The following is a 22,179-nucleotide window of genomic DNA, read 5'->3' on the forward strand; positions in this document are numbered from 1 at the left end:
AAGCGGCAGAAACGGGTTGCCGGGCGGCCAATCATTGCCGGTTTCCGGCAAAGCCGAGGGTCACGACGACCGAGCGGCGATTGGCGGTGGTGGTGTTGACGATGGTCATGCGGCCCGGCGCGACGATCTTCGCGCGCGCCAGTTCGGCGGCGACGGCGCGGGCACGGTCGACGGCGAGCACCGCGCCGCTGCCGGTGCCGGCATCGACATCGGTCGCGCTGCCATCAGTGCTGCCGCTGATCTTCAGCGTGACGCGCGGGTCGCGGGTCACTTCGCGCGCCCAGGCGATCAGGCCGGCGGGTGATGCGGGCAAGGCGGCCGAGCCGGGGGCGAAGTTGAGCATCGCGGCAGCGGCGACCGGCATCGGCTCGGCGGGTGGCGCGGGCGCCAGCGCGGGAGCGCCGAAGCCGTCACGAATGCCCTTGGCCAGCGCCTTCTGGTCGAGATGTTGCGCTGCTTGGACGAACACGAAAAAGCCGACCAGCAGCAAGGCCAGATCGGCAAGCGTCATCAGCCAGACCGGCCGGCCTGGCGTCTCTTCCGGGAAATCGTCGATCGTCATGCCACGCTGACCAAATCGACAGCGGTTGCCAGCACGCCCGTGCGCGGGCGCTCGCGTGCGGCAAGTGCGATCAATGGCGCTTCCAGCCTGGTGCGCTCGAACGCTTCGATCCGCGCGCGGCGCTTGAGGCGGGCGGCGATCGGTGCGGCGACCAGATTGGCGATGACCGCGCCGTACAGTGTGGCGAGCAAGGCGATCGCCATTGCTGCGCCGATCGCGCTCGGATCGGTCATCCGGGTGAACATTGCGACCAGGCCAATCAGCGTGCCGATCATGCCCATCGCGGGGGCAACTTCCGCCGCACCGGTCCACACCTCGACCGCGGCAAGCTGGCGCTCGATCCGCGCGCGGCGGCAATGCTGGATGATCGTCGCGACCGCTTCGGGACCCTCGCCATCGACGATCGCGGCAACCGCGGTGGCGACATCAGGATCGGCGATCACTGATCGGTCGAGCGCCATCACGCCGTGGCGGCGCGCGATCCGGCCAAGCGCGGCGATCTGGTCGAGCAACGGCGTCGCGTCGAAGCGACGGCGCACCAGGCTGCCCAGCGCCCCAACCGCACCGGCCAGGTCGCGCAGTGGCGTGCGTAGCATGACGGCGATCAGCGTACCGCCACCGACAATGGCGATCGCGGCAGGATCGAGGAACGGGCCCAGCGTCTGGGCGAGTGCGGGTGCGGATGTCATCGACGCGGGTATTGCAAGGGATGGGCCAGTTGCATCGCGGTGGTGCCGCGCTTGCCGGGCGGCGCCTGCGACCGGTAATCCTTGCCGCCAACCGGCAATGCCTTGCCGCTTTCGCTGCCGCCCGCTTGCCGTTTGGCCGCCCGGGACAGCCGCATCGTCATTTGGCACGGCCATTGCTTAGCTGTCCGCGCACAACAAGGTGCGGAGACCGATACGGTGAACGAGAACAGTCTTTTCGGGGTTCATGGAGCAGCGCTCCAGGTGCGTTCGCAACGCATGGGGCTGCTTGCCTCGAACATCGCAAACGCCTCCACGCCGGGTTTCAAGGCGAAGGATCTGGACTTCCAGGTTGCGCTCCAGGCGGCGGAGGGTCCGGGGGGACTCTCCGCCAACGGGATGAGCGACGCCGTGCGCTATCGCAACCCGATGCAGCCGTCGATCGACGGCAACACGGTCGAACTGTCGACCGAACAGACCGCCTTCGCCGAGAATGCGGTCCAGTATCAAACCACGCTCTCGTTCCTGAACGGACGCATCAGCACGATCACACGCGCGTTGCGGGGAGAATAAGCCATGGCCGATAACCCGCTCACCATTTTCCAGGTCGCCGGCAAGGCGATGTCCGCACAGCTCGTGCGGATGAACACCACCGCGTCGAACCTGGCCAATGCCGGATCGATCGCCTCGAGCGAGGCCGGCGCCTATCGCACGATCAAGCCGGTGTTCCGTACCGAATATGACAAGGCGACGGGACTCGCGACGGTCAATGTCGAGAGCATCGTCAATGCCGGGGAAGCCCCCACCAAGCGCTATGACCCGTCGCACCCCATGGCCGACAAGGACGGCAATGTCTGGGAAAGCGCGGTCGATGAAACCCGTGAGCTGGTCGACATGATGGAGACGGCACGCGGTTACCAAAACAATGTCGAGGTGATGCAGACCGCAAAGTCGCTGATCCTCGACACCCTCAAACTGGGCCGCTGATCATGAGCAGTTTCGATACCACGCTGACCAATCTCGGCATCAACCGCACGACCAACAGCAACGCCAACAAGGCGGCATCATCGTCCCCGACGCTCGGGCAAAGCGATTTCCTCAAGCTGATGACCGCGCAGTTGAAGAACCAGGATCCCTTCTCGCCGGTCGACAATACGCAGATGGTCGCCCAGATGGCGCAATTCTCTTCGGTCGCTGGCATCAGCGAGATGAACACGACGCTGAAGGCGATTTCCGACAAGCTCGCCGGCACCAGCAAGAGCGATGCGCTCGCCTTTGTCGGCCGCACCGTGCTGACCCAGGGCGATGTCGCCTTTGGCCGCACCGCGGGCGGCATTGCCGGGGCGGTCGAGCTCGACGGCGACGCGACACAGGTCAATGTCTCGATCCAGTCGGCCGATGGCCAGGTGCTGAAGACGATGCGGCTCGGCGCTCAGTCCAAGGGCACGGTCAATTACGACTGGAACGGCAAGACCGACGCCGGCGCCGATGCCGGCAGCGGCCCGTTCAAGGTCGTCGTCACCGCCGCCAAGGACAATAGCGCCGTCGTCAGCCGTTCGCTCGTCTGGGCGCCGGTCGCGGCGGTCTCGATGCCGGCAACCGGCAGCCCCATCCTCACCCTGCCCGGCATCGGCCAGGTTCCCATCACCGCCGTCCGCCAGATCGGCTGAACGACTTAAATCAGGAGTATTTCAATGTCCTTTTACACTTCGCTCAGTGGTTTGCAGGCGGCACAGACCGAGATGTCGACCATCTCGCACAACCTCGCCAACGTTTCGACCAACGGCTTCAAGAAGAGCCGCACTGACTTTGCCGATGTGATCGCCTCCAGCCTGAGCGCCGATCCGACCAAGCTGGTCGGGTCGGGCACGGTGGTGAAGGGCAACCGCCAGCAATTCACGGAAGGCAATCTGAAGACCACGGGTTCGTCGCTCGACCTCGCGATCAGCGGCGACGGCTTCTTCGCGGTCAAGACCAACGGAATCAATTCGGCCATTGCCTATACCCGCAACGGCGCATTCCAGGTCGACCCGGCGACGCACAACGTCGTCGATGCGCAGGGCAGCGCGTTGCAGGTCTATCCGGTCGATGCCGATGGCAATGTCACCGCGACCGGCAGCGACGGCATGGTCAATCTGCGCTTGCCCGAAACCAGCGGCACGCCGGCGGCAACGTCGAAGGTTGCGCTCGACGTGAACCTCTATTCCAACGCGCAGGTCCCGACCGGCACGTTCGATCCGCTCAACGCCTCGACCTATAACAACTCGACCGCGACGACGATCTACGATTCGGCCGGCAAGGCCATGACGATGACCAGCTATTATGTCCGCCAGTCCGCAACGACCTGGTCGGTTCATTCCTATGTCGGCAATCAGCCGCTGACCATCGGCGGGGCGGCCACGCCGGCCACGGTCACTTTCGACGCCAATGGCACGATGACCGCGCCGACCGCCCCGATCAGCTATGATGCGTTCACGCCATCATCGGGCGGCGCGGCTCAGCCACTCAAGCTCGATCTCGCCGGCTCGTCGCTAAAGCCCAGCGCCTTTGCGGTGATGGGCCGCAGCCAGAACGGTGCCACGGTCGGCGAACTGTCCGGTGTCTCGGTCAATGAATCCGGCGTGGTCACCGCCAGCTTCTCGAACGGCGACACGGTTGCGCTCGGCAAGGTCGCCCTGGCCAATTTCGCCAACCCGGCCGGCCTGCGCCAGAACGGCAACAGCTATTGGTCGGCCAGCGGCATTTCCGGCCAGGCGACGCTCGGCAGCGCCAACGACAATGGCTTCGGTTCGCTGATGTCGGGCACGATCGAGGGCTCCAACGTCGACGTGACCGAAGAACTGGTCGGCCTGATCGCGGCGCAGCGCAATTTCCAGGCAAATGCCAAGGCGCTCGATACCGCCAACCAGATCTCGCAGACGATCTTCAACATCCGCAGCTGAACTCGGGCACGGACAGGACATCCTGAATGGACAAGCTGGTCTATACCGCGGCATCGAGCCTCAAGGCGCACATGGCGTCGCAGGCGGCGATCGCGAACAATATCGCGAATGCCTCGACGATCGGATTTCGGTCCGATCGCGTGGTGTTCGACCGGCTCTCGGTCAACGGCCCCGGTTTCGAGACGCGCACTGCGGCGTCGGAGCAGGTGGTCGATGCCGACCGGCGCGCCGGTACGGTGATGCAGACCGGCCGCCCGCTCGATGTCGCAATCAATGGCGACTCATGGCTGACCGTCCAGGCGCCCGACGGCACTGAAGCCTATACGCGGCGCGGCGACTTGCAGATCGCCACCACCGGTGTGCTCGAAACCGGCGACGGCTTTCCGGTGATGGGGGCCAATGGCCCGATCACCATGCCGCCCGCCCAGTCGATGTCGATCGCTTCGGACGGCACGATCTCGATCGTGCCGATCGGCGGCGACGCCAAAAACCCGGAAGTGGTCGACAAGCTCAAGCTGGTCAGCACCAAGGGGTCGGTGACCGTCAAGGGTCTCGACAATCTGCTCCATGTGAAGGGTGGCGGCGTGCTGCCCGAAGATATGGAGGGGAAGCTGTCGTCCGGTGCCCTGGAGGGATCGAACGTCAACACGACTCAGGCGCTGGTCGACATGATCGAGAACCAGCGCGCCTATGAAGTCCAGGCCAACCTGATGAAGGAAGCCAAGGACATGGATTCGAGCGCCGCATCGCTGATGCGGATGCCGTCATAAGGAAGCAATGACATGACCAGCGCAGCCATGCACATCGCCCGCACCGGGCTCGACGCCCAGGACATGCGGATGCGCGTGATCTCGAACAACCTTGCGAACGTGAACACCACCGGGTTCAAGCGTGACCGCGCGGCGTTCGAAACGCTTGCCTATCAGACGATCACCACGCCGGGTGCTGCAAGCACGTCCGAATCAAAATATGCCGTCGGCCTCAATCTCGGTACCGGCGTGCGGATCCAGGGTACGGCGCGGATCGACACCCAGGGCGCGATGCAGACCACCGGCAACGCGCTCGACCTGATGCTCGATGGTGATGGCTATTTCCAGGTCCAGATGCCCGGCGGCACGCTCGGCTATACCCGCGCGGGCAATTTCTCGCGCTCGCCCGAGGGACTGCTGGTCACTTCCGAAGGCTATCAGGTGATGCCGGGCATCACCGTGCCGCAAGGTGCGACCTCGATCACCATCGGCACCGACGGAACGGTTTCGGCGAAGGTCGCCGGCCAGACCGAAACGAGCGAGCTCGGCCAGATTCAGGTCGCGACGTTCCCCAATGGTGCCGGCCTGCTTGCGCAGGGCGACAATTATCTCACCGAAACCGCCGCCAGCGGCGCGGCCAATCTCGGTGTTGCCGGCCTCGATGGCCGCGGCAATATCCGTCAGGGCATGCTCGAGGCGTCGAACGTCAACGTCGTCGAAGAACTGGTCGACATGATCGAAACCCAGCGCGCGTATGAGGTGAATTCGAAAATGATCTCCGCGACCGACGACATGTTGAAATATGTTAACCAAAATCTGTGATGGTTAACGTCATGAAGATTTTCCCACTCATTTCCGTCGCTGCGCTCGCCGCTGCCAGCCTCTCGCCGGCGCCAGCCGACGCGCGCCTGTTTGGCAAGAAGGAGCCGCCGGTCGATTTCTCCGCGACGATGCCGCCGCCGCCACCCATGGCGCCGGCACCCGCGAACGGATCGATCTTCCAGGCGTCCGACGGCTATGCAGCGCTGTACGAAGGTTGGCGTGCGCGCCGCGTCGGTGACCCGCTGAGCATTGTCCTGGTCGAGCGCACCATCGCTTCGAAATCGGCGAGCTCGAAGCTCGATTCGGGCGGTGGCGCCAGCCTGACGCCGCCGACCACCGGCGCACTCAGCCTGTTCAGTCAGACCGACGCGTCGATCAGCGGCAAGCGCAACTTTACCGGCACCGGCAGCACCGACCAGTCCAATACCTTGTCGGGCGAAGTCAGCGTCACTGTGGCGCAGGTCTTCCCCAACGGCACATTGCTGGTGAAAGGGCAGAAGCGCGTCACGCTCAACCGTGGCGACGAATTCGTCCAGATCCGCGGCATCGTGCGCATGGCCGATATCGACGCCTATAATCGCGTCGCCTCGACTCGCGTTGCCGACGCCCAGATCGCCTATACCGGTAAGGGCGATGTCGCCCGCGCCAGCCGCCAGGGCTGGTTTAGCCGCTTCTTCTCCGTGATCAGCCCGTTCTGATGATGAAAGCGCCCGCCATGCTTCGCCTGCTCATCGCTGTGCTCGCCACCCTGTTGGTTACGGCGCCGGCAAACGCCGACCGGATCAAGGATCTGGGCGGCTTTCAGGGTATCCGTTCGAACCAGCTGACGGGTTATGGCGTGGTGGTCGGCCTGCCCGGCACGGGCGATGATAATCTCGAATATACCGTGCAGTCGCTCAAGGCGGTTGCGTCGCGCTTCGGCCTGCAGCTGCCGCCGAACGCCAATCCGGGTATGAAGAACGCCGCGGTCGTGCTGATCACCGCCGATCTGCCGCCTTTCGCCAAGCCCGGCCAGCGGCTCGACATCACCGTCGCCTCGATCGGCAAGGCCAAGAGCTTGCGCGGCGGCAGCCTGATCCTGACGCCGATGCTTGGCGCCGACGGGCAGATCTATGCCATGGCGCAGGGCAATCTCGCGGTTGGCGGGCTCGGCGCCGAGGGCAAGGACGGCTCGACCATCGTCGTCAACATTCCGTCGGCGGGCCGTATTCCGGAGGGTGCCACGGTCGAGCGCGCGGTCCAGACCGGTTTCGAGAACACGCCCAATCTGACCTTCAACCTGCAGCGTGCCGATTTCACCACGGCGCAGAATGTCGCTTCGGCGATCAACGGCAAGTTCGGCATGGGCACGGCCCAGGCCACCGATGCGGTTTCGGTGGCGGTTCGCGCACCAGTCGGCGGCGATGTTCGCGCGACGATCATGAGCGAAATCGAGAATCTCGAAGTCGCTTCGGCCGAGCCGTCGGCCAAGGTGATCGTCAATGCGCGCACCGGCACCGTGGTGATCAATTCCGCGGTCCGCGTCGGCCGCGCCGCCGTCACGCATGGCAAGCTCACCGTGCGCATCGACGAGCAGGAGCGTGTGGTTCAGCCTGAGCCGTTCAGCCAGGGTCAGACCGCCAAGGAACAGAAGAGCGGCGTTGCGGTCGAAGAGGAGCGTCGTCCGATGTTCCTGATCGAACCCGGACCTAAGCTCGCTGATGTGGTCAAGGCGGTCAACGCGATCGGTGCGTCGCCGGCTGATCTGGTCGCAATCCTCGAGGCGCTGAAGGAAGCGGGCGCACTCAAAGCCGAATTGATCGTCCTGTGAGCGCGTCCACCAACCTTGGCGGCGTCGCGACGCCCGCGGTTCCGACCAGCGGCATCGGTCTCGATACGAGCCGGCTGTCGTCGCGCGCCAACCTCGAAAAGGCCGGCAAACAGTTCGAGGCGGTATTCACCGGCATGATGCTGAAATCGATGCGTCAGGGACATCTCGCGAGCGAATTGTTCGAGAGCAAGGGCATCGATACGTTCCGTGAGATGCAGGATCAGAAGCTCGCCCAGTCGATGGCCGATCATGCGCCCCTTGGCATCGGCAAGGCGATGGTCGATTTCCTCGCCAAGTCGCAGGCCGATGCGGAAAAGACCGCGGCCGCCGAAAAGGCCGCCGCTCGCGGCGTGACGACACCATGAGCGACTTGCTCGGCATCGGCGCCAGTGGGGTACGTGCGTATCAGACCGCACTGACTACCGTGTCCGAAAACATCGCCAACGCCGCGACGCCCGGATACACGCGCCGCAGCACCGCGCTCAGCGAAATCACCGTGGCCGGCGGCAGCATCACCACGCGGGGCATTAATAATGGCAGCGGCGTGCTGGCGACGGGTGTCAACCGCGTCACCGACATGTTCCGCGCCGCCGATGTCCGCTCGGCCAGCGCCGATCTGTCACGCACCGAAACCGGCATCACCTGGCTCGACCGGATCGAGGGGGCGCTGACCGGCAACCAGCTTGGCGATCGGCTGACCAGCTTCTTCAATTCGGCCAAGGCGGTCGCCGCCGATCCGTCGGCGACCACGCCGCGCACTGCAATGCTCGAATCCGCGACGTCGGTTGCCAACGCCTTTGCCGGCACGGGCAAGGCGCTCGCTTCGATCACTGCCGATCTCGATACGACCGCCGAGAACGCGGTCCAGACGCTCGATCAGCTCGGCGCGGCACTCGCCAAGGTCAATGACGGCCTTGGCCGCGCTACGCCCGGCACGACGGGTGCGGCGCAGCTTGCCGACCAGCGCGATCAATTGCTCGAACAGATGAGCGCAATCAGCGATGTTTCCGTCGCGCTCGATACCGCAGGCCGCGCCACCGTGCGCCTGGGTGGTTCGGCCGGGCCGGTGTTCGTTGGCGGCAACCAGGCCGGCCATGTCAGCTATACCCGCAACGATGACGGAACGGTGGCCTTTTCGCTGCAGCGCGACGGCACTAACGTCGCCATTGCGCCGCAGGGCGGCGTGCTGGCCGGTGTCGCCGATGGCGCGCAGCGCATCGCCGCGGCGCGCGACCAGGTCAATTCGATTGCCAGCCAGTTCGTCGCCGGGGTCAATGGCGTGCAAGCACAGGGCCGCGATCTCGACGGCAATGTCGGTACGGCGATGTTCGCGGTCGGCACCAAACCGACCGAAATCACTGTCTCGCTGACGGATCCGCGCGGCGTTGCCGCCGCTTCGGTCGGTGGCGGCCCGCGCAACAATGCCAATCTTGCCAATCTCGACGCGCTGCGCAGCGCGGGCGGCTTCGAGGCGAAAACCTCCGGGCTGGTCGCAAGCAATGCCGCGACGCTCGCCGGACGCCGCACCGTGGCCGAAGCGCAATCGTCGATCCGCGACGGCACGATTGCCGCGCGCGATGCGGTGTCGGGAGTCAATCTCGACAATGAAGCGGTCGATCTGCTGCGCTTCCAGCAAGCCTATCAGGCCTCGTCGCGCGTCATCCAGGTTGCACGCGAGACGCTGCAATCGATCCTCAACATCCAGTGATCCCAAGGTAAGCGCCATGCAGATCAGCACCAGCCAGCTTTATGACCGCTCGACCAGCCTGATGGCGAAGCTGTCGCAAAAGGCCGACAAGCTGCAGACGCAGATTTCGACCGAGACCAAGATTCTCGCGCCGTCCGACAATGCGGTCGGCTATCGCCAACTCACCACGCTCAAGACCGACAAGGCGGATGACAAGGCTTATGCCGCGAATATCAGCCTTGCGCAGGGCCTGCTCGACCAGTCCGACACCACGCTTGGCTCGGTCGAGACGCAATTGCAGCGCGCGCAGGAGCTTGCGATCCAGGCCGGCAGCGGCACCTTGTCCAATGAGAATCGCAAGGTGCTGGCGGGGCAGGTGCGGGCGCTGATCTCCGATATGGTCGGGCTCGCCAATACCAAGGATGTGCGCGGCCAGCCGCTGTTCGGCGCCGCGACCGGTGACAGCGCGGTTTCGGTCGCGGGTGACGGCACGGTCAGCTTTGTCGGTACCGGCGAACCCTCGGCCATCCCGATCGGCGACGGCAACGACGTCCGTGCGACCGACAGTGCCGCGCGTATCTTCGGCGGCATTCCGACCAGCGGCGGCGGCACGACCGACATTTTCGCCATGCTCGGCAGCTTCGCCGATTCGCTCGAAGCGGGCAGCAACCCGACTGCGACGGCGGCTGCGACCGAAGGGCTGAAAACTGCTCTGGCGCAAGTCACCCAGGCGCGTGGATCGGTCGGCGCGCGCGGCGCGCGGATGGATCTCGAGGCGCAAAGGCTGAAGGACGTCGGCACGACGCGCGAAATCACGCGCTCGGCGATCGAGGATACCGACGTCCCCACGACGATCATGGAGCTGCAAAAGACCATGACCATCCTTTCCGCGACTCAGGCGAGCTTCACCAAGCTGAGCTCGCTGTCGCTGTTCAATTATCTTTCCTGATCGGGAGGCCGGGTGAGGGAACGTTCCGGCGCCGTCCTCGAAAAACAAATGTCCTGGTTAACGGATTGGCTACGAAGTCCGGTTAACCATCATCGCGAAGGCCCGTTCCGCGGGCCGTTCTGAGCCGGTCCAGGGGGAAGTTTCGCACATATGTTTCCGGTAATCGGCCTCGTCGTCCTTCTGGTGATGATCTTCGGCGGCTTCGCGATCACCGGCGGAGCCCTCGGCCCGGTCATGGAGGCGATTCCACACGAAATGCTGATCATCGGCGGCGCCGCGATCGGCGCGCTGATCATCGGCAATTCGACCAAGGAACTGAAGGCGCTCGGCGGCAGCTTCGCCAAGATCTTCAAGGGCCCGAAATACAAGAAGCAGGATTATCTCGACACCATCTTCCTGGTGTCGAAACTGATGAAGATGCTGCGCACGGAAGGGCCGATCGCGCTCGAACCGCATGTCGAGGATCCGAAATCATCGGCGATCTTCGCCGAATATCCCCGCCTGCTTGCCGATCATACCCTAGTCAATTTGATCGCCGACACGCTGCGGCTGGTCGTGGTGTCGTCGGGCACGCTCGACGTGCATGCGGTCGAGGAGGTCATGGATAACATGATCAAGACGCACCATCACGAAGTGCAGGGGCCGCAGGGCACGCTGGCCAGCCTGGCCGACGCGCTGCCAGCGCTCGGCATCGTCGCGGCGGTGCTCGGCGTCGTGAAGACGATGGGCTCGATCGACAAGCCGCCGGCAATTCTCGGGGCGATGATCGGCTCGGCCCTTGTCGGTACCTTCATGGGCGTGCTGCTTGCCTATGGTATCGTCTCGCCGCTCGCCAACCGGTTGCAGCAAGTGATCGACGCCGATGGTGCAATCTATCATGTCGTCAAACAGATCATCATCGCGTCGCTCCACGGGCATCCGCAACCGCTGGTGATCGAAGCCGCGCGCTCGGGCATCGCGCACAGCAATCAGCCCGGCTTTGCCGAAGTGTTCGACGGCCTGAGGGGTAGGTAGGATGGCCGCGCGCGCGCCGCATGGGTCCAATCAGCCGCCCAAGATCATCTACAAGAAAATCTATATCGAGGGTCATGGCGGTCATCATGGCGGTGCCTGGAAGGTCGCCTATGCAGATTTCGTGACCGCGATGATGGCGTTCTTCCTGCTCATGTGGCTGCTCGGCGCGACCAATGAGAAGCAGCGCAAGGCGCTGGCCGATTATTTCTCGCCGACCCTCATCCAGATGAAGCAGAACAGCGCCGGCTCGAACGGCATGTTCGGCGGCTCGTCGATCACCGACAAGGACAATTACCCGCACAAGGCGCAGCAGACGGGAACGCGGTCGATGACCGTGCCGGTCGAGGCGACGGGTGGGCTGCAGGTCGGTACCGGCGAGAAGGGCTCGATGAAGAACAAGATGGCCCTCGGCATGGAGGATCAGAAGAATTTTGAGAAAATGCGCCGTCGCGTGACGATGGCCATGGCGTCCAACCCGAAGCTCGCCAAGCTCGGCAAGCATGTCCGCTTCATGCGCACCCAGGACGGGATGCGTATCGACCTGCTCGACGATGCCGATTATTCGATGTTCTCGCTCGGCACGACCGCGCTCGAACCCGAAGCGTCGAAGCTGATCGGCCTGATCGCCGAATCGATCGGGGCGATGGAAAATCCGATCATGATCCGCGGCCATACCGACGGCCTTGGTTATGGCGATCCGCTGGAAATGAACAACTGGATGCTGTCGTCAAGCCGTGCCGAAGCGACGCGCCGCCGGCTTGCCGTGGGCGGCATTCCCGAACAGCGCTTCAACCGCATCGAAGGCGTGGCCGACCGCGAACCGATGATCGTCGCCAACAAGATGGACCCGCGCAACCGCCGCGTGGCGATCACCTTGCTGTATCGCGCGGGCAGCTTCGGGCAATAGGATTCCCGATAAATGCCCGAAGCCCTCGCCCCGTTCGTTTCGAGCGAAGTCGGGAAACCATGCGCAGCGCCTATGGCCTGTTTCTCGACTTCGCTCGAAACGAACGGCGGGATTAGCTGGTCCCTGACCTGCTGGTTTTCGGTAAGACGGTATCACCCTCCGCTGCCATTCCAACGGTGAGTTGCATCGCCGGAACCTTGGGCTGCTCCCACCCGACGACAGTGTATTCTGTGGGGGAGTGGGCTGATGCCGATCAGCTCAGCTGAAAACGACTCTAGCCGGGTTGCAACTCGCGCAGGCCCTGCCATTCCGGATCGGGAATGCCTTCGAGTTCGATCGGATAGATCGGGTGGTTTTCCAGCGCAGCGCTGAACCGTGCGACGAAATTATCGCCATCGTCGGTATAGAAACGCCATTGCTTGGCGCCGTTGCCGGTGATCGCGGCGACTTCGGTTGCCCAATCCTGCTGGTCGATCGAAGCGAAGATCGTCTCCTCGAACGTCTCGATCGTATCGAGCGCCGCAGGGTCGGGCATGCCGGTCAGCGTCTCACCATAAGTCCAGGTAACACGAATCAGCAGCGGCCGTTCGGCGCGCTCGTCCGCTTCGGGCAAAGCGGACAGGACCCGGATGATGGTGCGGTTGCCGTCGACCATGCCGGTGGCGATCGACCAGTCGTCTGCGTTGCGCGTCGGCATCAGGCGGCCCAGCGCAACTCCAGCCGGCTCCAGATCTCGACCAGGGCCTGCGTCAGCTCGCGCATCATCGCTTCGTCATGCGCCGGGCCGGGAGTGAAGCGCAGCCGCTCGGTGCCGCGCGGCACGGTCGGATAATTGATCGGCTGAACATAGACGCCATATTCGGCGAGCAATATGTCGCTGATCTTCTTGGCCTTGACCGGGTCGCCGACCATCAGCGGCACGATGTGGGTGGTCGAATTCATCACCGGCAGGCCGGCTTCGGCGAACATCGCCTTGAGCTCGGTCGCGGCCGCCTGCTGACCGTCGCGCTCGACGCTCGATGCCTTCAGGTGGCGGACGCTGGCCAGCGCGCCGGACACGAGCACGGGCGACAGCGATGTGGTGAAGATGAAGCCAGGCGCATAGCTGCGGATCACGTCGATGATCGTCTGGTCGGCGGTGATATAGCCGCCCATTACCCCGAACGCCTTGCCCAGCGTGCCTTCGATGATGGTCAGCCGGTCGGCGACGCCGTCGCGTTCCGAAATGCCGCCGCCGCGCGCGCCGTACATGCCGACCGCATGGACTTCGTCGAGATAGGTCAGCGCGCTGTACCTGTCAGCCAGATCGCAGATCGCGGCGATCGGGGCGACATCGCCTTCCATCGAATAAACACTCTCGAACGCGATCAGCTTCGGCGCGGCCGGATCGACCGCGGCGAGCAATTCCTCGAGATGCTCCAGGTCGTTGTGGCGGAAGACATGCTTCTCACAGCCCGAATTGCGGATCCCGGCAATCATCGAGGCATGGTTCATCTCGTCGGAGAAGATGATGCAGCCGGGCAGGATCTTGGCCAATGTGGCGAGCGTCGCTTCGTTCGAGACATAGCCGCTGGTGAACAGCAGCGCGCCTTCCTTGCCGTGCAGGTCGGCGAGCTCGGCCTCCAGGTCGACATGATAATGCGTGTTGCCGCCGATGTTGCGGGTGCCGCCCGAGCCGGCGCCGACATCGTGCAGCGCCTCTTCCATCGCCGCGATCACCGCCGGATGCTGGCCCATGGCGAGATAGTCGTTGGAGCACCACACGGTGATCGGCTTCGGTCCGTTATGGCCGGCAAAACACCGCGCGTTGGGATAGGCGCCCTTGTTGCGCAGGATGTCGATGAAGACGCGATAGCGCCCTTCGACATGCAGGCGATCAATCGCCTGAGTGAAGATGCGCGAGTAGTCGACTCCCCGCAGCGACGTTCCGTCCGCTTCCATCCCCGCGCCGTAGCGCGCGCCAGCGCGGATTTCCAGCGACTTTGCACGATCATGGTGATCGGATTGGACCATTTCAGTTCCACCCGGTTGCGAACCGGCCCTGGATTCGCCGGGCCGGCCGCTCATCGCGGATCGGGCATCATCTTCCATGGCCGGGTCTCGCGCATGTCCAGCCGGCACAGACCCCGGAGCTTGTGGTTCTGCGCATAGGTCGCGACACGCTGGTCATAGTCCGCTGCCAGCGGATAGGCGAACTGCCAGTCCGGCGGATTGAAGGTCGAAAACCCATTGATGGTCGGCAGTCTCCAACGCTCGGCCAGGAACATCGCATCGACATTGTGCGGATAGAGGCTGTCGGTCGATTCGTTGCCGAAGAATCGCTCCGCCCTGCGCGTCGCCACGACATAAAAGACCCGGCATGCCGGCGGTGGTGCCGGGACCGCCCATAATGCCGTCCGATGCAGCGACCGGCTCAATTGCGCCACTGAAGCGCCGTTTAGCTGTTCCCCGACGAGCAGCGCGAGCAGCGCGCCCGTCAGCATGGGCCGGGTGCGTATCAGCCGCTGGGCTTGCGTGCGATAAGCCGCGGCGACCAGCAGCAACGCCGGCAGGATCAGGAACAGCTGATAACGCAGCACGACTCTGATCCCGCTCGCCCCGGGAACGGCTTCATAGACCAGCCACCACAGCGAATGGCCGAAAAGCCTCAGCGTGAGCAGCCAGCTCATGATCAGCGCCAGTGCCAGCGCGCGAAGTTCGGGCGCAACCGGTTGCCCGGGGACCGCGCCGCGTCCGGCAAGAACCCGTCCAGCCGCGACGAGGATCAGGAAGAAGAGCAGTAGCGGGAAACCCGACACATGCTCGCCATCGATGATGTATGCTGGCCCACTCCGGTTGCTGAACAGGCTGTGGAACAGGCGGAAAATCCATCCCCACAGATAATTGTCGGCACCGACATTGATCAGGTCGATCGGGTTGGCCTGGTAAAAGGCATGATCCCAATAGCCATGGCCGCCGGTCTCGCGCTGTTTCGGCAGATAGGTGACGAAAAACGGGATCAGGAAGAGGCTGAAGGCAAGCAAGCCGGTCAGTGCGGTCAGGATATGGGGTCGTACGGCGCGCAGAAATGTGCGGGGCCTGAGCGGCAATGCCAGCACGACGTAGAACAGGACGTAGATGGCCGAGAAAAGGATGCCGAACCACGCCAGATAATAGGCCGTCATGAGCCAGGCGGCGAGCAAGGCGGCCAGCCCGACCGCGGCGATGCGGCTGCGCATCCGCTGTCCCGCGCGTTCCGCCCGGACGATCGCGATCACCAATGTCATGGCGAGCGGCAGCAAGGCGATGATGTGAAGTTGCGCATGTCCCACTTGCGCCGCCAGCCCGCTGGCGATGGTGAACATCAGCGCGACGAACAGCCCGCTCCGATGACCCCAGCCCAGGCTTCGCGACACCAGGTGATAGGCAGCGAAGAAGCCGATCGTCTTGAAGGTGAAGACATTCAGCGTGTCGGCCAGAAACGGATCCGCGAACAGGCGCCAGAAGGAATAGACCAGGCCGAACAGGAAATAGCCGTCATTATAGCCGAGGGTGCCGGTATAGGGATGGAAATAGCCCGTCGTCGCCCAGTGGCTGTATCCGGTCAGCACATTGCGCCAATGTTCCAGGATGGCGATCTCGATCAGGCCGTCGCCGCGATCGCCGAAGCCAAGATCGAACCCGCTCAGCAACGGCACGCGAAAGAACAGCAGCATCGCCAGGGCATAGGTGGCAAAAAGCGTCGCGCGCTCGGGCAGGAAGGAGGGCTGCGGTGATGGCGGCCCGTGCACGGTATCGGTCAGTATCGCCTCCTCAGGATCGCGGCCCTGCGATCCGCCCTTTCGCTTTGCCAGCAAGGCGCCGGGATCCATCTGGTAACGCCAGGGGCTAAAACGGTTCCAGCCGGCTCAGCCCGTAATCCGCCAGCGCGGGCATCAGCGCGACGATGTCGGCGTCGGCGCGGGTGAATATCGCGCGCCCTTCGCCCGGATCTTCAGGCCATTGCTGGCCCTGCGTCAGTGCCGCGATCCGCCGCGCAATGCCCGCGCCGCCGTCGACGAAATGAATCGTGCGCCCGCCGGCCTTCGCTGCGGCGGCGCTCAATTCCGCTTCGACGAGCGGGAAGTGCGTGCAGGCCAGCACCACCGTGTCGATACGCTCGCCACCCGGCTGGCCGAGCAGCCCATCGAGCACCGCGGCATAGCGCGCCGGATCGGTTGCCGCGCCGCGCAGCTTGGCTTCGGCCAGCATGACTAGTTCGGCCGAGCCGTGGCGCAACACCAGGCAATCGCCCGCGAAGCGCGCGGTGAGATCGTCGACATAGGGCTGACGCACCGTCGCGTCGGTGCCGAGCACGCCGATCGCGCGCGTCACACTGATCGCGGCGGCCGGTTTGATCGCGGGCACGGTGCCGACGATCGGCAGGTCAAGTGCGGTGCGCACCGCCGCCAGCGCAATGGTCGACGCGGTGTTGCACGCGATGACGATCAGCCGTGGGTGGTAGCGTTCGGCGAGCCGGCCAAGCAGCGCGGGGACACGCGCGGCAATCTCTTCCTCGCTCTTGGTGCCATAGGGAAAGCCCGCCGAATCGGCGACATAGACGAACGGCGCCCGTGGCAGCAGCGCGCGGGTCGGGCCAAGCACCGACAAGCCCCCGACGCCGGAATCGAAGAACAGGATTGGTCGCATATCTGTCATGCTTGTCGCTTAACCTGCCAGGGGTCCGGACACTAGCCACCGGGGCAAGGCCTGTTTGAGGGAGATGTTGGCGTCGCGGCCGGTGTCGGCTATACCCGAACATAAGGGGGACGATTTGCCGACGGAATATCTGTGGATGGCGCCCGCGGGCGCGCTGGTGCTGGGCTATCTGCTCGGATCGATCCCGTTCGGGGTGATCCTGACGCGGCTGGGCGGGGCCGGTGATCTGCGCACGATCGGATCGGGCAATATCGGCGCGACCAATGTGCTGCGCACTGGGCGCAAGGGTCTGGCGGCGGCGACTTTGCTGCTGGATGGCGCCAAGGGCTGGGCGGCGGTGCTGCTGTGCGAACATCTCTTTCCCGGCACCGGCGTCATCGGCGCGGCGGCGGCATTTCTCGGGCATCTCTATCCGGTCTGGCTCAAATTCCGCGGCGGCAAGGGTGTCGCGACGATGATGGGCATCATCCTCGCGCTGCACTGGCCGAGCGCGCTGATTTATGCCGGCATCTGGCTCGGGCTGCTCGCCGCGCTGCGCATCTCGTCGCTGGCCGGCATGACGGCGGCGGCCAGCGCGCCGGTCAGCGTGGCGTTCTTCTCGCAATTCGATCTCGTGCTGCTGTTGCTGGCGCTGGCGCTGCTGGTGCTGTGGAAGCATCGTGAGAATATCGAACGGCTGCTCGCCGGGACCGAGCCGCGTATCGGTCGCAAGAGTGGCTGACGCTGCCGGGCGCGATGGCGCCACGGCGATTGCCCGCCTCCGGCTGATCCGCACTGCCCAGATCGGCCCTGTCACTTACCGTCAGTTGATCGCGCGCTTCGGCGATGCCGCGTCGGCGATCGCGGCACTGCCCGACCTTGCCGCACGCGGCGGCGGGCGGGCGCCGGTGGTCGCCGATCGGGCGATTGCCGAGCGCGAATTGGCCACCGCGATCAAATTCGGGGCACGGCATCTGTTCGTCGACGATCACGACTATCCCGCCTTGCTGGCTGAACTCGATGACGCGCCGCCGGTGCTGACGCTGCGCGGCGACATGGCGCTGCTCGGGCGAACCGCGGTGGCGATGGTCGGTGCGCGCAATGCCTCGGCCGCTGCGTGCCGCTTCGCGCGGCAACTCGCCTATCAGCTGGCGGATGAAGGCGTCGCGGTGGTGTCGGGCCTGGCGCGCGGCATCGACACCGCCGTCCATGTTGGCGCGCTGGAGGGCGGGACGATCGCGGTGATCGCGGGCGGCATCGATATCGCTTACCCGCCCGAAAACGCTGCGCTGCAGGAACGGATCGCGCGCGAAGGCCTGTTGATCGCCGAACAGCCGCCCGGCACCGAACCGCGCGCGCGCCACTTCCCCTATCGCAACCGCATCATCTCCGGCCTCTCGGTCGGCACGGTGGTGGTCGAGGCGGCGCCGAAATCCGGCTCGCTGATCACCGCGCGGCTCGCGGGCGAACAGGGCCGCGAAGTGATGGCGGTCCCCGGCTCGCCGCTCGATCCGCGCGCGCAGGGATGCAACGGCCTGATCCGCGACGGCGCGATCCTGGTCCAGTCCGCCGCCGATGTGCTGGAAACGATCCGCCCGATCGATGCCCGGATGGTGCGCGCGCCCGGCGCGTCCTTCACCGGCCCGCCGCCCCAGGATGCGAGCGATACGGAACGGCGCGACCTGCTCTCGCTGCTCGGCCCGGTGCCGGTCGCGATCGACGAACTGATCCGCCAGTCGGGCTTCGCGCCGGCGGTGGTGCAGATGGTCCTGCTTGAACTGGAACTGGCCGGGCGGCTGGAGCGCCATGCCGGCGGGCGGGTGAGCGGCGTGTGATTGAAAGGACGGGGCAATGGACGAGGCACTGACGGTTCGCGACATCTTCACCCGGCTGGGTGAGCTCGTGCGCGAGAACGCCGGGCTGGCGGCGGGCTGTGTCGTCGGCCTCGTCGCGGTCAATCTCGCGCTCGATCTGACCATTGGTGACGCCGGAGCCTTGCCGGCGGGCATTGCCAGCCTGGTGGCGCAATATGTCTTGGTCCGGACCGCGCTCGACCGGCGCGGCCTGCGAGACGCGGCGGGACGAAACGGCATCGGCGCCTTCTGGGGCGTCAACCTCCTGTCCGGCCTCGGCATTCTCCTCGGTTATGTGCTGCTGATCGTGCCGGGCGTGTTCCTCACGGTGCGTTGGTCCGTGGCGTCGGCGGCCTTGTTGGCGGAGGACCAGTCGGTGAGCGGCGCGCTCGGCGAAAGCTGGGCGCTGACCCGACCGAGCCTGTGGCCCATCCTCGCTGCGCTGCTGGTGATCTTCGTGCCTGCGGGCGTGGTCGGTATCGGGATTTTCGTTCTCCTGATCGAACTGCAGCCGCTGCTGTCGTCGCTGATCCTCTATGTCTTGTTGTTCTCGGCCTTTGTCAGCTCATGGCTGCTGAGCGTGGCGCTCTATTCGCTGCTGCGCCCGGGGCAGGGTCATTTGAGTGAGATTTTTGCGTGAGTGAAGTTGCGGCCCACATATTTCCCGCAACCCTATTTATCTTCTTTCTCTTTCTGATAGCATTTATAAGGAAAGCAGTCATAAATATTGCACGTGTCGCCGTAATTCGTAATTACCACCGTAATTCGTCACTGTATTTTCAAAATTCTTTAAAAGTCGCAGGGGCCAAATATCACGCACCTATTGACGGGTAGAAGGCCCGAAACTGGCGTCACAAGGACCAGCAAGGCTGCGGCGATCACGAGCCAGCGAGGTCGCCGGCCCCGTCGGCCTCGCGCAAAGGCAATTGCTATCCAGACAGCTACAAAGCCAACAGATATTAGCCAGGCGGCGAGCGCGCTTCGCGATAACCAATACATTTGGTCTATAAATGCGAAAGAAATGCCCGCAAGCGCCACCGCGAATAATGGCCAGCAGGGAAACTTAGCAGCCATTGAACCCATAACTCGCAGGGCATCCTTCACCATCTAACCGTTGCCTTTTAAATATTGCGATAGCTTGATCATCCATCGGCCCGTGATCAGGCAATAGGCCCAGACTTCGACATTCGCGCGCGCCGCCGCTTCGGCGAACAGGTCGAGGTACAGCGCATAGTCGCCTTCTTCGAAGAATGTTGCCTGCCGTCCATTGTCACGCTGCGTCATGTGATGCGCAAGACCGGGAACAACGAGGCGAGGCAGGCGGGCCATTCGTGGAGGCTAGGTGAGTTTGGAGTTAAGTAAACTGTCACCATAATTACGCTGTCACCGTAATTACGAGTCTGGCCATTGGCCCAGGCTAGCTAAGGGCGGCGCAGAGTAAAGGGGTTATTGCACGTGTCACCGTAACCCCACCGTAACCCAAGGCCGGTAACAACGGGGCGAGACGGGCGGGGTATTCGTGGATGACTATGTTGTCATAGGAGTTGAGTAAACTGTATTCGTAATTCTCACCATAATTCTTAATTACGTGACCTCGCCGTAGCTGCGTAATTCTATTTAGATTCTGCCTTGAGAAACTTAAAATAGCCAGTTTTGACCAACTTCTCTATGGATTTATTCACATTTTCAATAGTTATTTCTCCTTTTATTACTATTGATCCAGGATCAATAATAAACTGATCGTTTTCTCTTGCCATTATGTCGATCTCTAATTTGATTCTTTCGGCGGTATATGCTGAAACGCTATATGTTTCTCCATCGATTTCAACAATTATTCCATCAATAACACCTCTATCTTTAGCTTCGACTATATCGCGCTCTTCCATGACGTGGATGTAAGATATTTTCATATAGCTTTCATTCAGAAGTTCATGCCAAGTATAAGTGAGTTATATTCATCGTATCTCATTGGTCGAGGATTACGGTGACACGTGCAATAACCCCTTAATTCTCCTTCGGCACTGGCCCGCGCTTGCGCGGCGCAAGAGTCAGGCCGCTGCGGGCCTCCATGTCGGCGAGCCATTCCTTCGATCCGACCGGGCGACCGACGCTCTCGGCCTTGCGGAGAGCGGCATAGCTCATCGCATCATCGAACGCTGCGCCCAGGAACGTCGCAAAGTCACCGACCCGCTCCAGTGCTGGCGCGATATCCACGAAACGATCGCTCTTTCCGGCGATATGCGTGGCAGCGCTCGACCAGCGCCAGTCCTGCGCCCGCTCTGCCGCCTCGGCGAGCAGATCGAGATAGAGCGCATAGTCGCGTCCTCGAAGAACACCCGCTCGCGGCGGTTGCCGCGCTGCGTCACGTGGTGCGGGATGCCAGGCAGGACGATACGGGCGAGTCTGGCCATTGGCTCAGGCTAGCGACGTACTATGCCGAGTAAAGGGGTTGTTGCACGTGTCACCGTAATCTCAATGCGACAGGGCTGGGCCACGACTCCTCCGACATGGCGCGACTGGCGGCGGTCCTCACGCCTTACTGGAAATGGAATCAGCCGCGCTTTCGCGGAGAGCCCGAACCGGATGATGGCGGCTTCACGACCGACCAGATTCGCCCGCTGCTACGCGCGTTGCTGGATCATGTGCATCGCATCACCGGGCATCCTCGTCCGCGCGGCTGGCGGTGATGATCGATCCGCATGCCCTTCGGTGCGCTTTTGATGCGCTTCCGGAGCGCACTCGCAAGGTGTTCTGGTTTTATCGCGTGGACGACCTGTCCTATGCGCAGATTGCTGAGCGAGTGGGTATCACCATTGAGGAGGTTCAGACCGAAATCGCAAATGCGCTTTATGGCATAGACCGCCTGCTCAGGGACGCCGCACGGACAGATCGCGAATTAGCGACGGCAGACCAAGGGAGCCGATCACGCGTCGATAGCTGCTGTTGGCAGAGGTGGTGGTTCCGCCATTGGTGAGCATGATTTCCCGCACCCGTCGTTCCGATGCGAAAGCTGCCTGTTAACAACAAGCTCGCGCCGCCCGGTGGATACCGGGCGGCGCACGCAGCATCGGGCTGATTTGACGGCGCGCGGCGCGCGCTTGGGTTTTGTAGTGGGGGCAGGGGCAGCCGCCGCTTTTGCCTGCCGGCCCATTCAGCAATTCAGCTATTCGACGGGCAAGAATGCGACCGACATTGCGCTCGTGATCGACGCGATGGAATTGCTTTACACGCAGAAGCCTGACGCCTTTTGCCTCGCATCCAGCGACGCGGATTTCACGCCGCTTGCGCGTGGGTTTTCGCGAGATTTATCTGCGCACACGTAATACCAATTCTGCGTCGTGTAGACGACTGAAAATGCTTTCATTTAGATCGATTGTCTTGATAATGATGTAGTGATATTATTGATATAAATAATCCAAACAACGACAGAATTAATCCAACAACAATTATAATACTTGACGCTGATATTTTTCCATTTCCTACATCATGAAAAGCTTTAACATACGGCGTAGTGTATAAGCCTGAAATGATAAGAGCTAAAT

At 63.3% G+C, this 22,179-nt stretch carries 29 protein-coding genes and 1 pseudogene; 19 read left to right on the forward strand and 11 right to left on the reverse strand.

All coding sequences use genetic code 11. From position 1 onward, the window contains the following. Positions 1-31: 31 nt before the first annotated feature. From OO12_RS07255 to OO12_RS28460, 3 genes are read right to left on the reverse strand one after another with little or no spacing between them, the layout of a single operon-like run. Complete coding sequence (locus tag OO12_RS07255) at positions 32-562, reverse strand: flagellar motor protein MotB (RefSeq protein ID WP_052215611.1); 531 nt, start codon at positions 560-562, stop codon at positions 32-34. Next, positions 559-1,251 carry a motility protein A gene (locus OO12_RS07260; RefSeq protein WP_034157939.1) on the reverse strand — a complete coding sequence of 231 codons (693 nt, stop codon included), beginning with the start codon at positions 1,249-1,251 and terminating at the stop codon, positions 559-561. The genes OO12_RS07255 and OO12_RS07260 overlap by 4 nt, the downstream gene beginning before the upstream one ends. Next, on the reverse strand, positions 1,248-1,412 hold the full coding sequence (locus OO12_RS28460; protein WP_160296753.1) for a hypothetical protein: 165 nt from the start codon (positions 1,410-1,412) through the stop codon (positions 1,248-1,250). Before OO12_RS28460 ends, OO12_RS07260 begins: the two co-directional genes overlap by 4 nt. A gap of 55 nt (positions 1,413-1,467) precedes the next feature. Between OO12_RS28460 and flgB the strand changes: the two genes are divergently transcribed. From flgB to OO12_RS07325, 13 genes are all read left to right on the forward strand, one after another. After that, complete coding sequence (flgB, locus tag OO12_RS07265) at positions 1,468-1,821, forward strand: flagellar basal body rod protein FlgB (protein ID WP_034157940.1); 354 nt, start codon at positions 1,468-1,470, stop codon at positions 1,819-1,821. A gap of 3 nt (positions 1,822-1,824) precedes the next feature. Next, the gene (gene flgC, locus OO12_RS07270) at positions 1,825-2,235 is read left to right on the forward strand and encodes a flagellar basal body rod protein FlgC (protein WP_034157941.1); all 411 of its coding nucleotides are present in this window, start codon (positions 1,825-1,827) and stop codon (positions 2,233-2,235) included. A gap of 2 nt (positions 2,236-2,237) precedes the next feature. Then, a complete protein-coding gene (locus OO12_RS07275) occupies positions 2,238-2,918 on the forward strand; it encodes a flagellar hook assembly protein FlgD (protein WP_034157942.1) in 681 nt (226 codons plus the stop codon). Between the two features lie 24 nt (positions 2,919-2,942). Beyond that, the gene (locus OO12_RS07280) at positions 2,943-4,190 is read left to right on the forward strand and encodes a flagellar hook protein FlgE (protein ID WP_034157943.1); all 1,248 of its coding nucleotides are present in this window, start codon (positions 2,943-2,945) and stop codon (positions 4,188-4,190) included. Positions 4,191-4,216: 26 nt separating this feature from the next. After that, positions 4,217-4,960 (forward strand): flagellar basal body rod protein FlgF, encoded by a 744-nt coding sequence (locus OO12_RS07285; protein WP_034157944.1) that lies wholly within the window; start codon positions 4,217-4,219, stop codon positions 4,958-4,960. Positions 4,961-4,972: 12 nt separating this feature from the next. After that, a complete protein-coding gene (gene flgG / locus OO12_RS07290; RefSeq protein ID WP_034157945.1) occupies positions 4,973-5,761 on the forward strand; it encodes a flagellar basal-body rod protein FlgG in 789 nt (262 codons plus the stop codon). An 11-nt stretch (positions 5,762-5,772) separates the two neighbouring features. Then, positions 5,773-6,459 (forward strand): flagellar basal body L-ring protein FlgH, encoded by a 687-nt coding sequence (locus OO12_RS07295; protein ID WP_034157946.1) that lies wholly within the window; start codon positions 5,773-5,775, stop codon positions 6,457-6,459. A 17-nt stretch (positions 6,460-6,476) separates the two neighbouring features. After that, complete coding sequence (locus OO12_RS07300; protein ID WP_082006397.1) at positions 6,477-7,571, forward strand: flagellar basal body P-ring protein FlgI; 1,095 nt, start codon at positions 6,477-6,479, stop codon at positions 7,569-7,571. Further along, on the forward strand, positions 7,568-7,936 hold the full coding sequence (locus OO12_RS29075) for a rod-binding protein (RefSeq protein WP_052215613.1): 369 nt from the start codon (positions 7,568-7,570) through the stop codon (positions 7,934-7,936). Before OO12_RS07300 ends, OO12_RS29075 begins: the two co-directional genes overlap by 4 nt. After that, complete coding sequence (gene flgK / locus OO12_RS07310; protein WP_034157948.1) at positions 7,933-9,279, forward strand: flagellar hook-associated protein FlgK; 1,347 nt, start codon at positions 7,933-7,935, stop codon at positions 9,277-9,279. Before OO12_RS29075 ends, flgK begins: the two co-directional genes overlap by 4 nt. A 16-nt stretch (positions 9,280-9,295) precedes the next feature. Beyond that, positions 9,296-10,207 carry a flagellar hook-associated protein FlgL gene (gene flgL, locus OO12_RS07315; protein ID WP_034157949.1) on the forward strand — a complete coding sequence of 304 codons (912 nt, stop codon included), beginning with the start codon at positions 9,296-9,298 and terminating at the stop codon, positions 10,205-10,207. Positions 10,208-10,357: 150 nt separating this feature from the next. Beyond that, entirely contained in the window at positions 10,358-11,221 is an 864-nt protein-coding gene (gene motA / locus OO12_RS07320) for a flagellar motor stator protein MotA (protein ID WP_034157950.1), read from the forward strand. A gap of 1 nt (position 11,222) precedes the next feature. Beyond that, positions 11,223-12,128, forward strand: coding sequence for a flagellar motor protein MotB (locus tag OO12_RS07325; RefSeq protein ID WP_034157951.1), 906 nt, complete (start codon positions 11,223-11,225; stop codon positions 12,126-12,128). Between the two features lie 274 nt (positions 12,129-12,402). On the opposite strand, the gene OO12_RS07330 is transcribed toward OO12_RS07325, so the two are convergent. From OO12_RS07330 to murI, 4 genes are all read right to left on the reverse strand, one after another. Next, entirely contained in the window at positions 12,403-12,825 is a 423-nt protein-coding gene (locus tag OO12_RS07330) for a DUF695 domain-containing protein (protein WP_052215614.1), read from the reverse strand. Further along, positions 12,825-14,069, reverse strand: a complete 1,245-nt coding sequence (gene hemA, locus OO12_RS07335) for a 5-aminolevulinate synthase (protein ID WP_034158031.1) — start codon at positions 14,067-14,069, stop codon at positions 12,825-12,827. Before hemA ends, OO12_RS07330 begins: the two co-directional genes overlap by 1 nt. A gap of 122 nt (positions 14,070-14,191) precedes the next feature. Further along, the gene (locus OO12_RS07340; protein WP_235364699.1) at positions 14,192-15,979 is read right to left on the reverse strand and encodes a hypothetical protein; all 1,788 of its coding nucleotides are present in this window, start codon (positions 15,977-15,979) and stop codon (positions 14,192-14,194) included. Positions 15,980-15,995: 16 nt separating this feature from the next. Beyond that, positions 15,996-16,805 carry a glutamate racemase gene (gene murI, locus OO12_RS07345; RefSeq protein WP_034157952.1) on the reverse strand — a complete coding sequence of 270 codons (810 nt, stop codon included), beginning with the start codon at positions 16,803-16,805 and terminating at the stop codon, positions 15,996-15,998. 136 nt (positions 16,806-16,941) lie between these two features. On the opposite strand from murI, the gene plsY reads away from it, so the two are divergent. Genes plsY through OO12_RS07360 form a run of 3 tightly spaced genes read left to right on the forward strand, consistent with a single transcriptional unit; the run spans position 16,942 to position 19,277 of the window. Beyond that, on the forward strand, positions 16,942-17,526 hold the full coding sequence (gene plsY, locus OO12_RS07350; RefSeq protein WP_034158033.1) for a glycerol-3-phosphate 1-O-acyltransferase PlsY: 585 nt from the start codon (positions 16,942-16,944) through the stop codon (positions 17,524-17,526). Continuing rightward, a complete protein-coding gene (dprA, locus tag OO12_RS07355) occupies positions 17,519-18,619 on the forward strand; it encodes a DNA-processing protein DprA (protein ID WP_052215615.1) in 1,101 nt (366 codons plus the stop codon). The genes plsY and dprA overlap by 8 nt, the downstream gene beginning before the upstream one ends. 16 nt (positions 18,620-18,635) lie before the next feature. Beyond that, positions 18,636-19,277: a hypothetical protein gene (locus OO12_RS07360; RefSeq protein WP_034157953.1), complete on the forward strand. Its 642-nt coding sequence runs from the start codon at positions 18,636-18,638 to the stop codon at positions 19,275-19,277. Between the two features lie 467 nt (positions 19,278-19,744). Here OO12_RS07360 and OO12_RS27935 read toward each other — a convergent pair whose 3' ends face one another. From OO12_RS27935 to OO12_RS28890, 3 genes are all read right to left on the reverse strand, one after another. Continuing rightward, complete coding sequence (locus OO12_RS27935; protein ID WP_152616302.1) at positions 19,745-19,966, reverse strand: hypothetical protein; 222 nt, start codon at positions 19,964-19,966, stop codon at positions 19,745-19,747. 284 nt (positions 19,967-20,250) lie between these two features. Then, entirely contained in the window at positions 20,251-20,523 is a 273-nt protein-coding gene (locus tag OO12_RS27940) for a hypothetical protein (protein ID WP_160296755.1), read from the reverse strand. Positions 20,524-20,641: 118 nt separating this feature from the next. Next, complete coding sequence (locus tag OO12_RS28890) at positions 20,642-20,851, reverse strand: hypothetical protein (RefSeq protein WP_034157954.1); 210 nt, start codon at positions 20,849-20,851, stop codon at positions 20,642-20,644. A 293-nt stretch (positions 20,852-21,144) separates the two neighbouring features. On the opposite strand from OO12_RS28890, the gene OO12_RS07370 reads away from it, so the two are divergent. The 3 genes and pseudogenes from OO12_RS07370 to OO12_RS07380 all read left to right on the forward strand — a co-directional run. Beyond that, the gene (locus OO12_RS07370; protein ID WP_052215616.1) at positions 21,145-21,324 is read left to right on the forward strand and encodes a hypothetical protein; all 180 of its coding nucleotides are present in this window, start codon (positions 21,145-21,147) and stop codon (positions 21,322-21,324) included. After that, positions 21,324-21,611: a sigma factor-like helix-turn-helix DNA-binding protein gene (locus OO12_RS07375; protein WP_034157955.1), complete on the forward strand. Its 288-nt coding sequence runs from the start codon at positions 21,324-21,326 to the stop codon at positions 21,609-21,611. Before OO12_RS07370 ends, OO12_RS07375 begins: the two co-directional genes overlap by 1 nt. Positions 21,612-21,771: 160 nt before the next feature. Continuing rightward, a pseudogene (locus tag OO12_RS07380) lies at positions 21,772-21,921 on the forward strand (NYN domain-containing protein); the annotation flags it as partial. A 76-nt stretch (positions 21,922-21,997) separates the two neighbouring features. Here the strand turns inward: OO12_RS07380 and OO12_RS29080 are convergent. Beyond that, positions 21,998-22,179: hypothetical protein (locus tag OO12_RS29080; protein ID WP_235364700.1), on the reverse strand; the 182-nt coding region annotated here is incomplete at its 5' end.

Source organism: Sphingomonas sp. ERG5 (assembly GCF_000803065.1).
Lineage (GTDB): Bacteria > Pseudomonadota > Alphaproteobacteria > Sphingomonadales > Sphingomonadaceae > Sphingomonas.

Coding starts and splice junctions, on each gene's coding strand:
- OO12_RS07255 (WP_052215611.1), bottom strand. CDS start 562: ATGACGATCGACGATTTCCCGGAAGAGACGCCAGGCCGGCCGGTCTGG.
- OO12_RS07260 (WP_034157939.1), bottom strand. CDS start 1,251: ATGACATCCGCACCCGCACTCGCCCAGACGCTGGGCCCGTTCCTCGAT.
- OO12_RS28460 (WP_160296753.1), bottom strand. CDS start 1,412: ATGACGATGCGGCTGTCCCGGGCGGCCAAACGGCAAGCGGGCGGCAGC.
- flgC (WP_034157941.1), top strand. CDS start 1,825: ATGGCCGATAACCCGCTCACCATTTTCCAGGTCGCCGGCAAGGCGATG.
- OO12_RS07275 (WP_034157942.1), top strand. CDS start 2,238: ATGAGCAGTTTCGATACCACGCTGACCAATCTCGGCATCAACCGCACG.
- OO12_RS07280 (WP_034157943.1), top strand. CDS start 2,943: ATGTCCTTTTACACTTCGCTCAGTGGTTTGCAGGCGGCACAGACCGAG.
- OO12_RS07285 (WP_034157944.1), top strand. CDS start 4,217: ATGGACAAGCTGGTCTATACCGCGGCATCGAGCCTCAAGGCGCACATG.
- flgG (WP_034157945.1), top strand. CDS start 4,973: ATGACCAGCGCAGCCATGCACATCGCCCGCACCGGGCTCGACGCCCAG.
- OO12_RS07295 (WP_034157946.1), top strand. CDS start 5,773: ATGAAGATTTTCCCACTCATTTCCGTCGCTGCGCTCGCCGCTGCCAGC.
- OO12_RS07300 (WP_082006397.1), top strand. CDS start 6,477: ATGCTTCGCCTGCTCATCGCTGTGCTCGCCACCCTGTTGGTTACGGCG.
- flgK (WP_034157948.1), top strand. CDS start 7,933: ATGAGCGACTTGCTCGGCATCGGCGCCAGTGGGGTACGTGCGTATCAG.
- flgL (WP_034157949.1), top strand. CDS start 9,296: ATGCAGATCAGCACCAGCCAGCTTTATGACCGCTCGACCAGCCTGATG.
- motA (WP_034157950.1), top strand. CDS start 10,358: ATGTTTCCGGTAATCGGCCTCGTCGTCCTTCTGGTGATGATCTTCGGC.
- OO12_RS07325 (WP_034157951.1), top strand. CDS start 11,223: ATGGCCGCGCGCGCGCCGCATGGGTCCAATCAGCCGCCCAAGATCATC.
- OO12_RS07330 (WP_052215614.1), bottom strand. CDS start 12,825: ATGCCGACGCGCAACGCAGACGACTGGTCGATCGCCACCGGCATGGTC.
- hemA (WP_034158031.1), bottom strand. CDS start 14,069: ATGGAAGCGGACGGAACGTCGCTGCGGGGAGTCGACTACTCGCGCATC.
- OO12_RS07340 (WP_235364699.1), bottom strand. CDS start 15,979: ATGGATCCCGGCGCCTTGCTGGCAAAGCGAAAGGGCGGATCGCAGGGC.
- murI (WP_034157952.1), bottom strand. CDS start 16,805: ATGACAGATATGCGACCAATCCTGTTCTTCGATTCCGGCGTCGGGGGC.
- plsY (WP_034158033.1), top strand. CDS start 16,942: ATGGCGCCCGCGGGCGCGCTGGTGCTGGGCTATCTGCTCGGATCGATC.
- OO12_RS07360 (WP_034157953.1), top strand. CDS start 18,636: ATGGACGAGGCACTGACGGTTCGCGACATCTTCACCCGGCTGGGTGAG.
- OO12_RS27935 (WP_152616302.1), bottom strand. CDS start 19,966: ATGGCCCGCCTGCCTCGCCTCGTTGTTCCCGGTCTTGCGCATCACATG.
- OO12_RS27940 (WP_160296755.1), bottom strand. CDS start 20,523: ATGGAAGAGCGCGATATAGTCGAAGCTAAAGATAGAGGTGTTATTGAT.
- OO12_RS07370 (WP_052215616.1), top strand. CDS start 21,145: ATGGCGCGACTGGCGGCGGTCCTCACGCCTTACTGGAAATGGAATCAG.
- OO12_RS07375 (WP_034157955.1), top strand. CDS start 21,324: ATGATCGATCCGCATGCCCTTCGGTGCGCTTTTGATGCGCTTCCGGAG.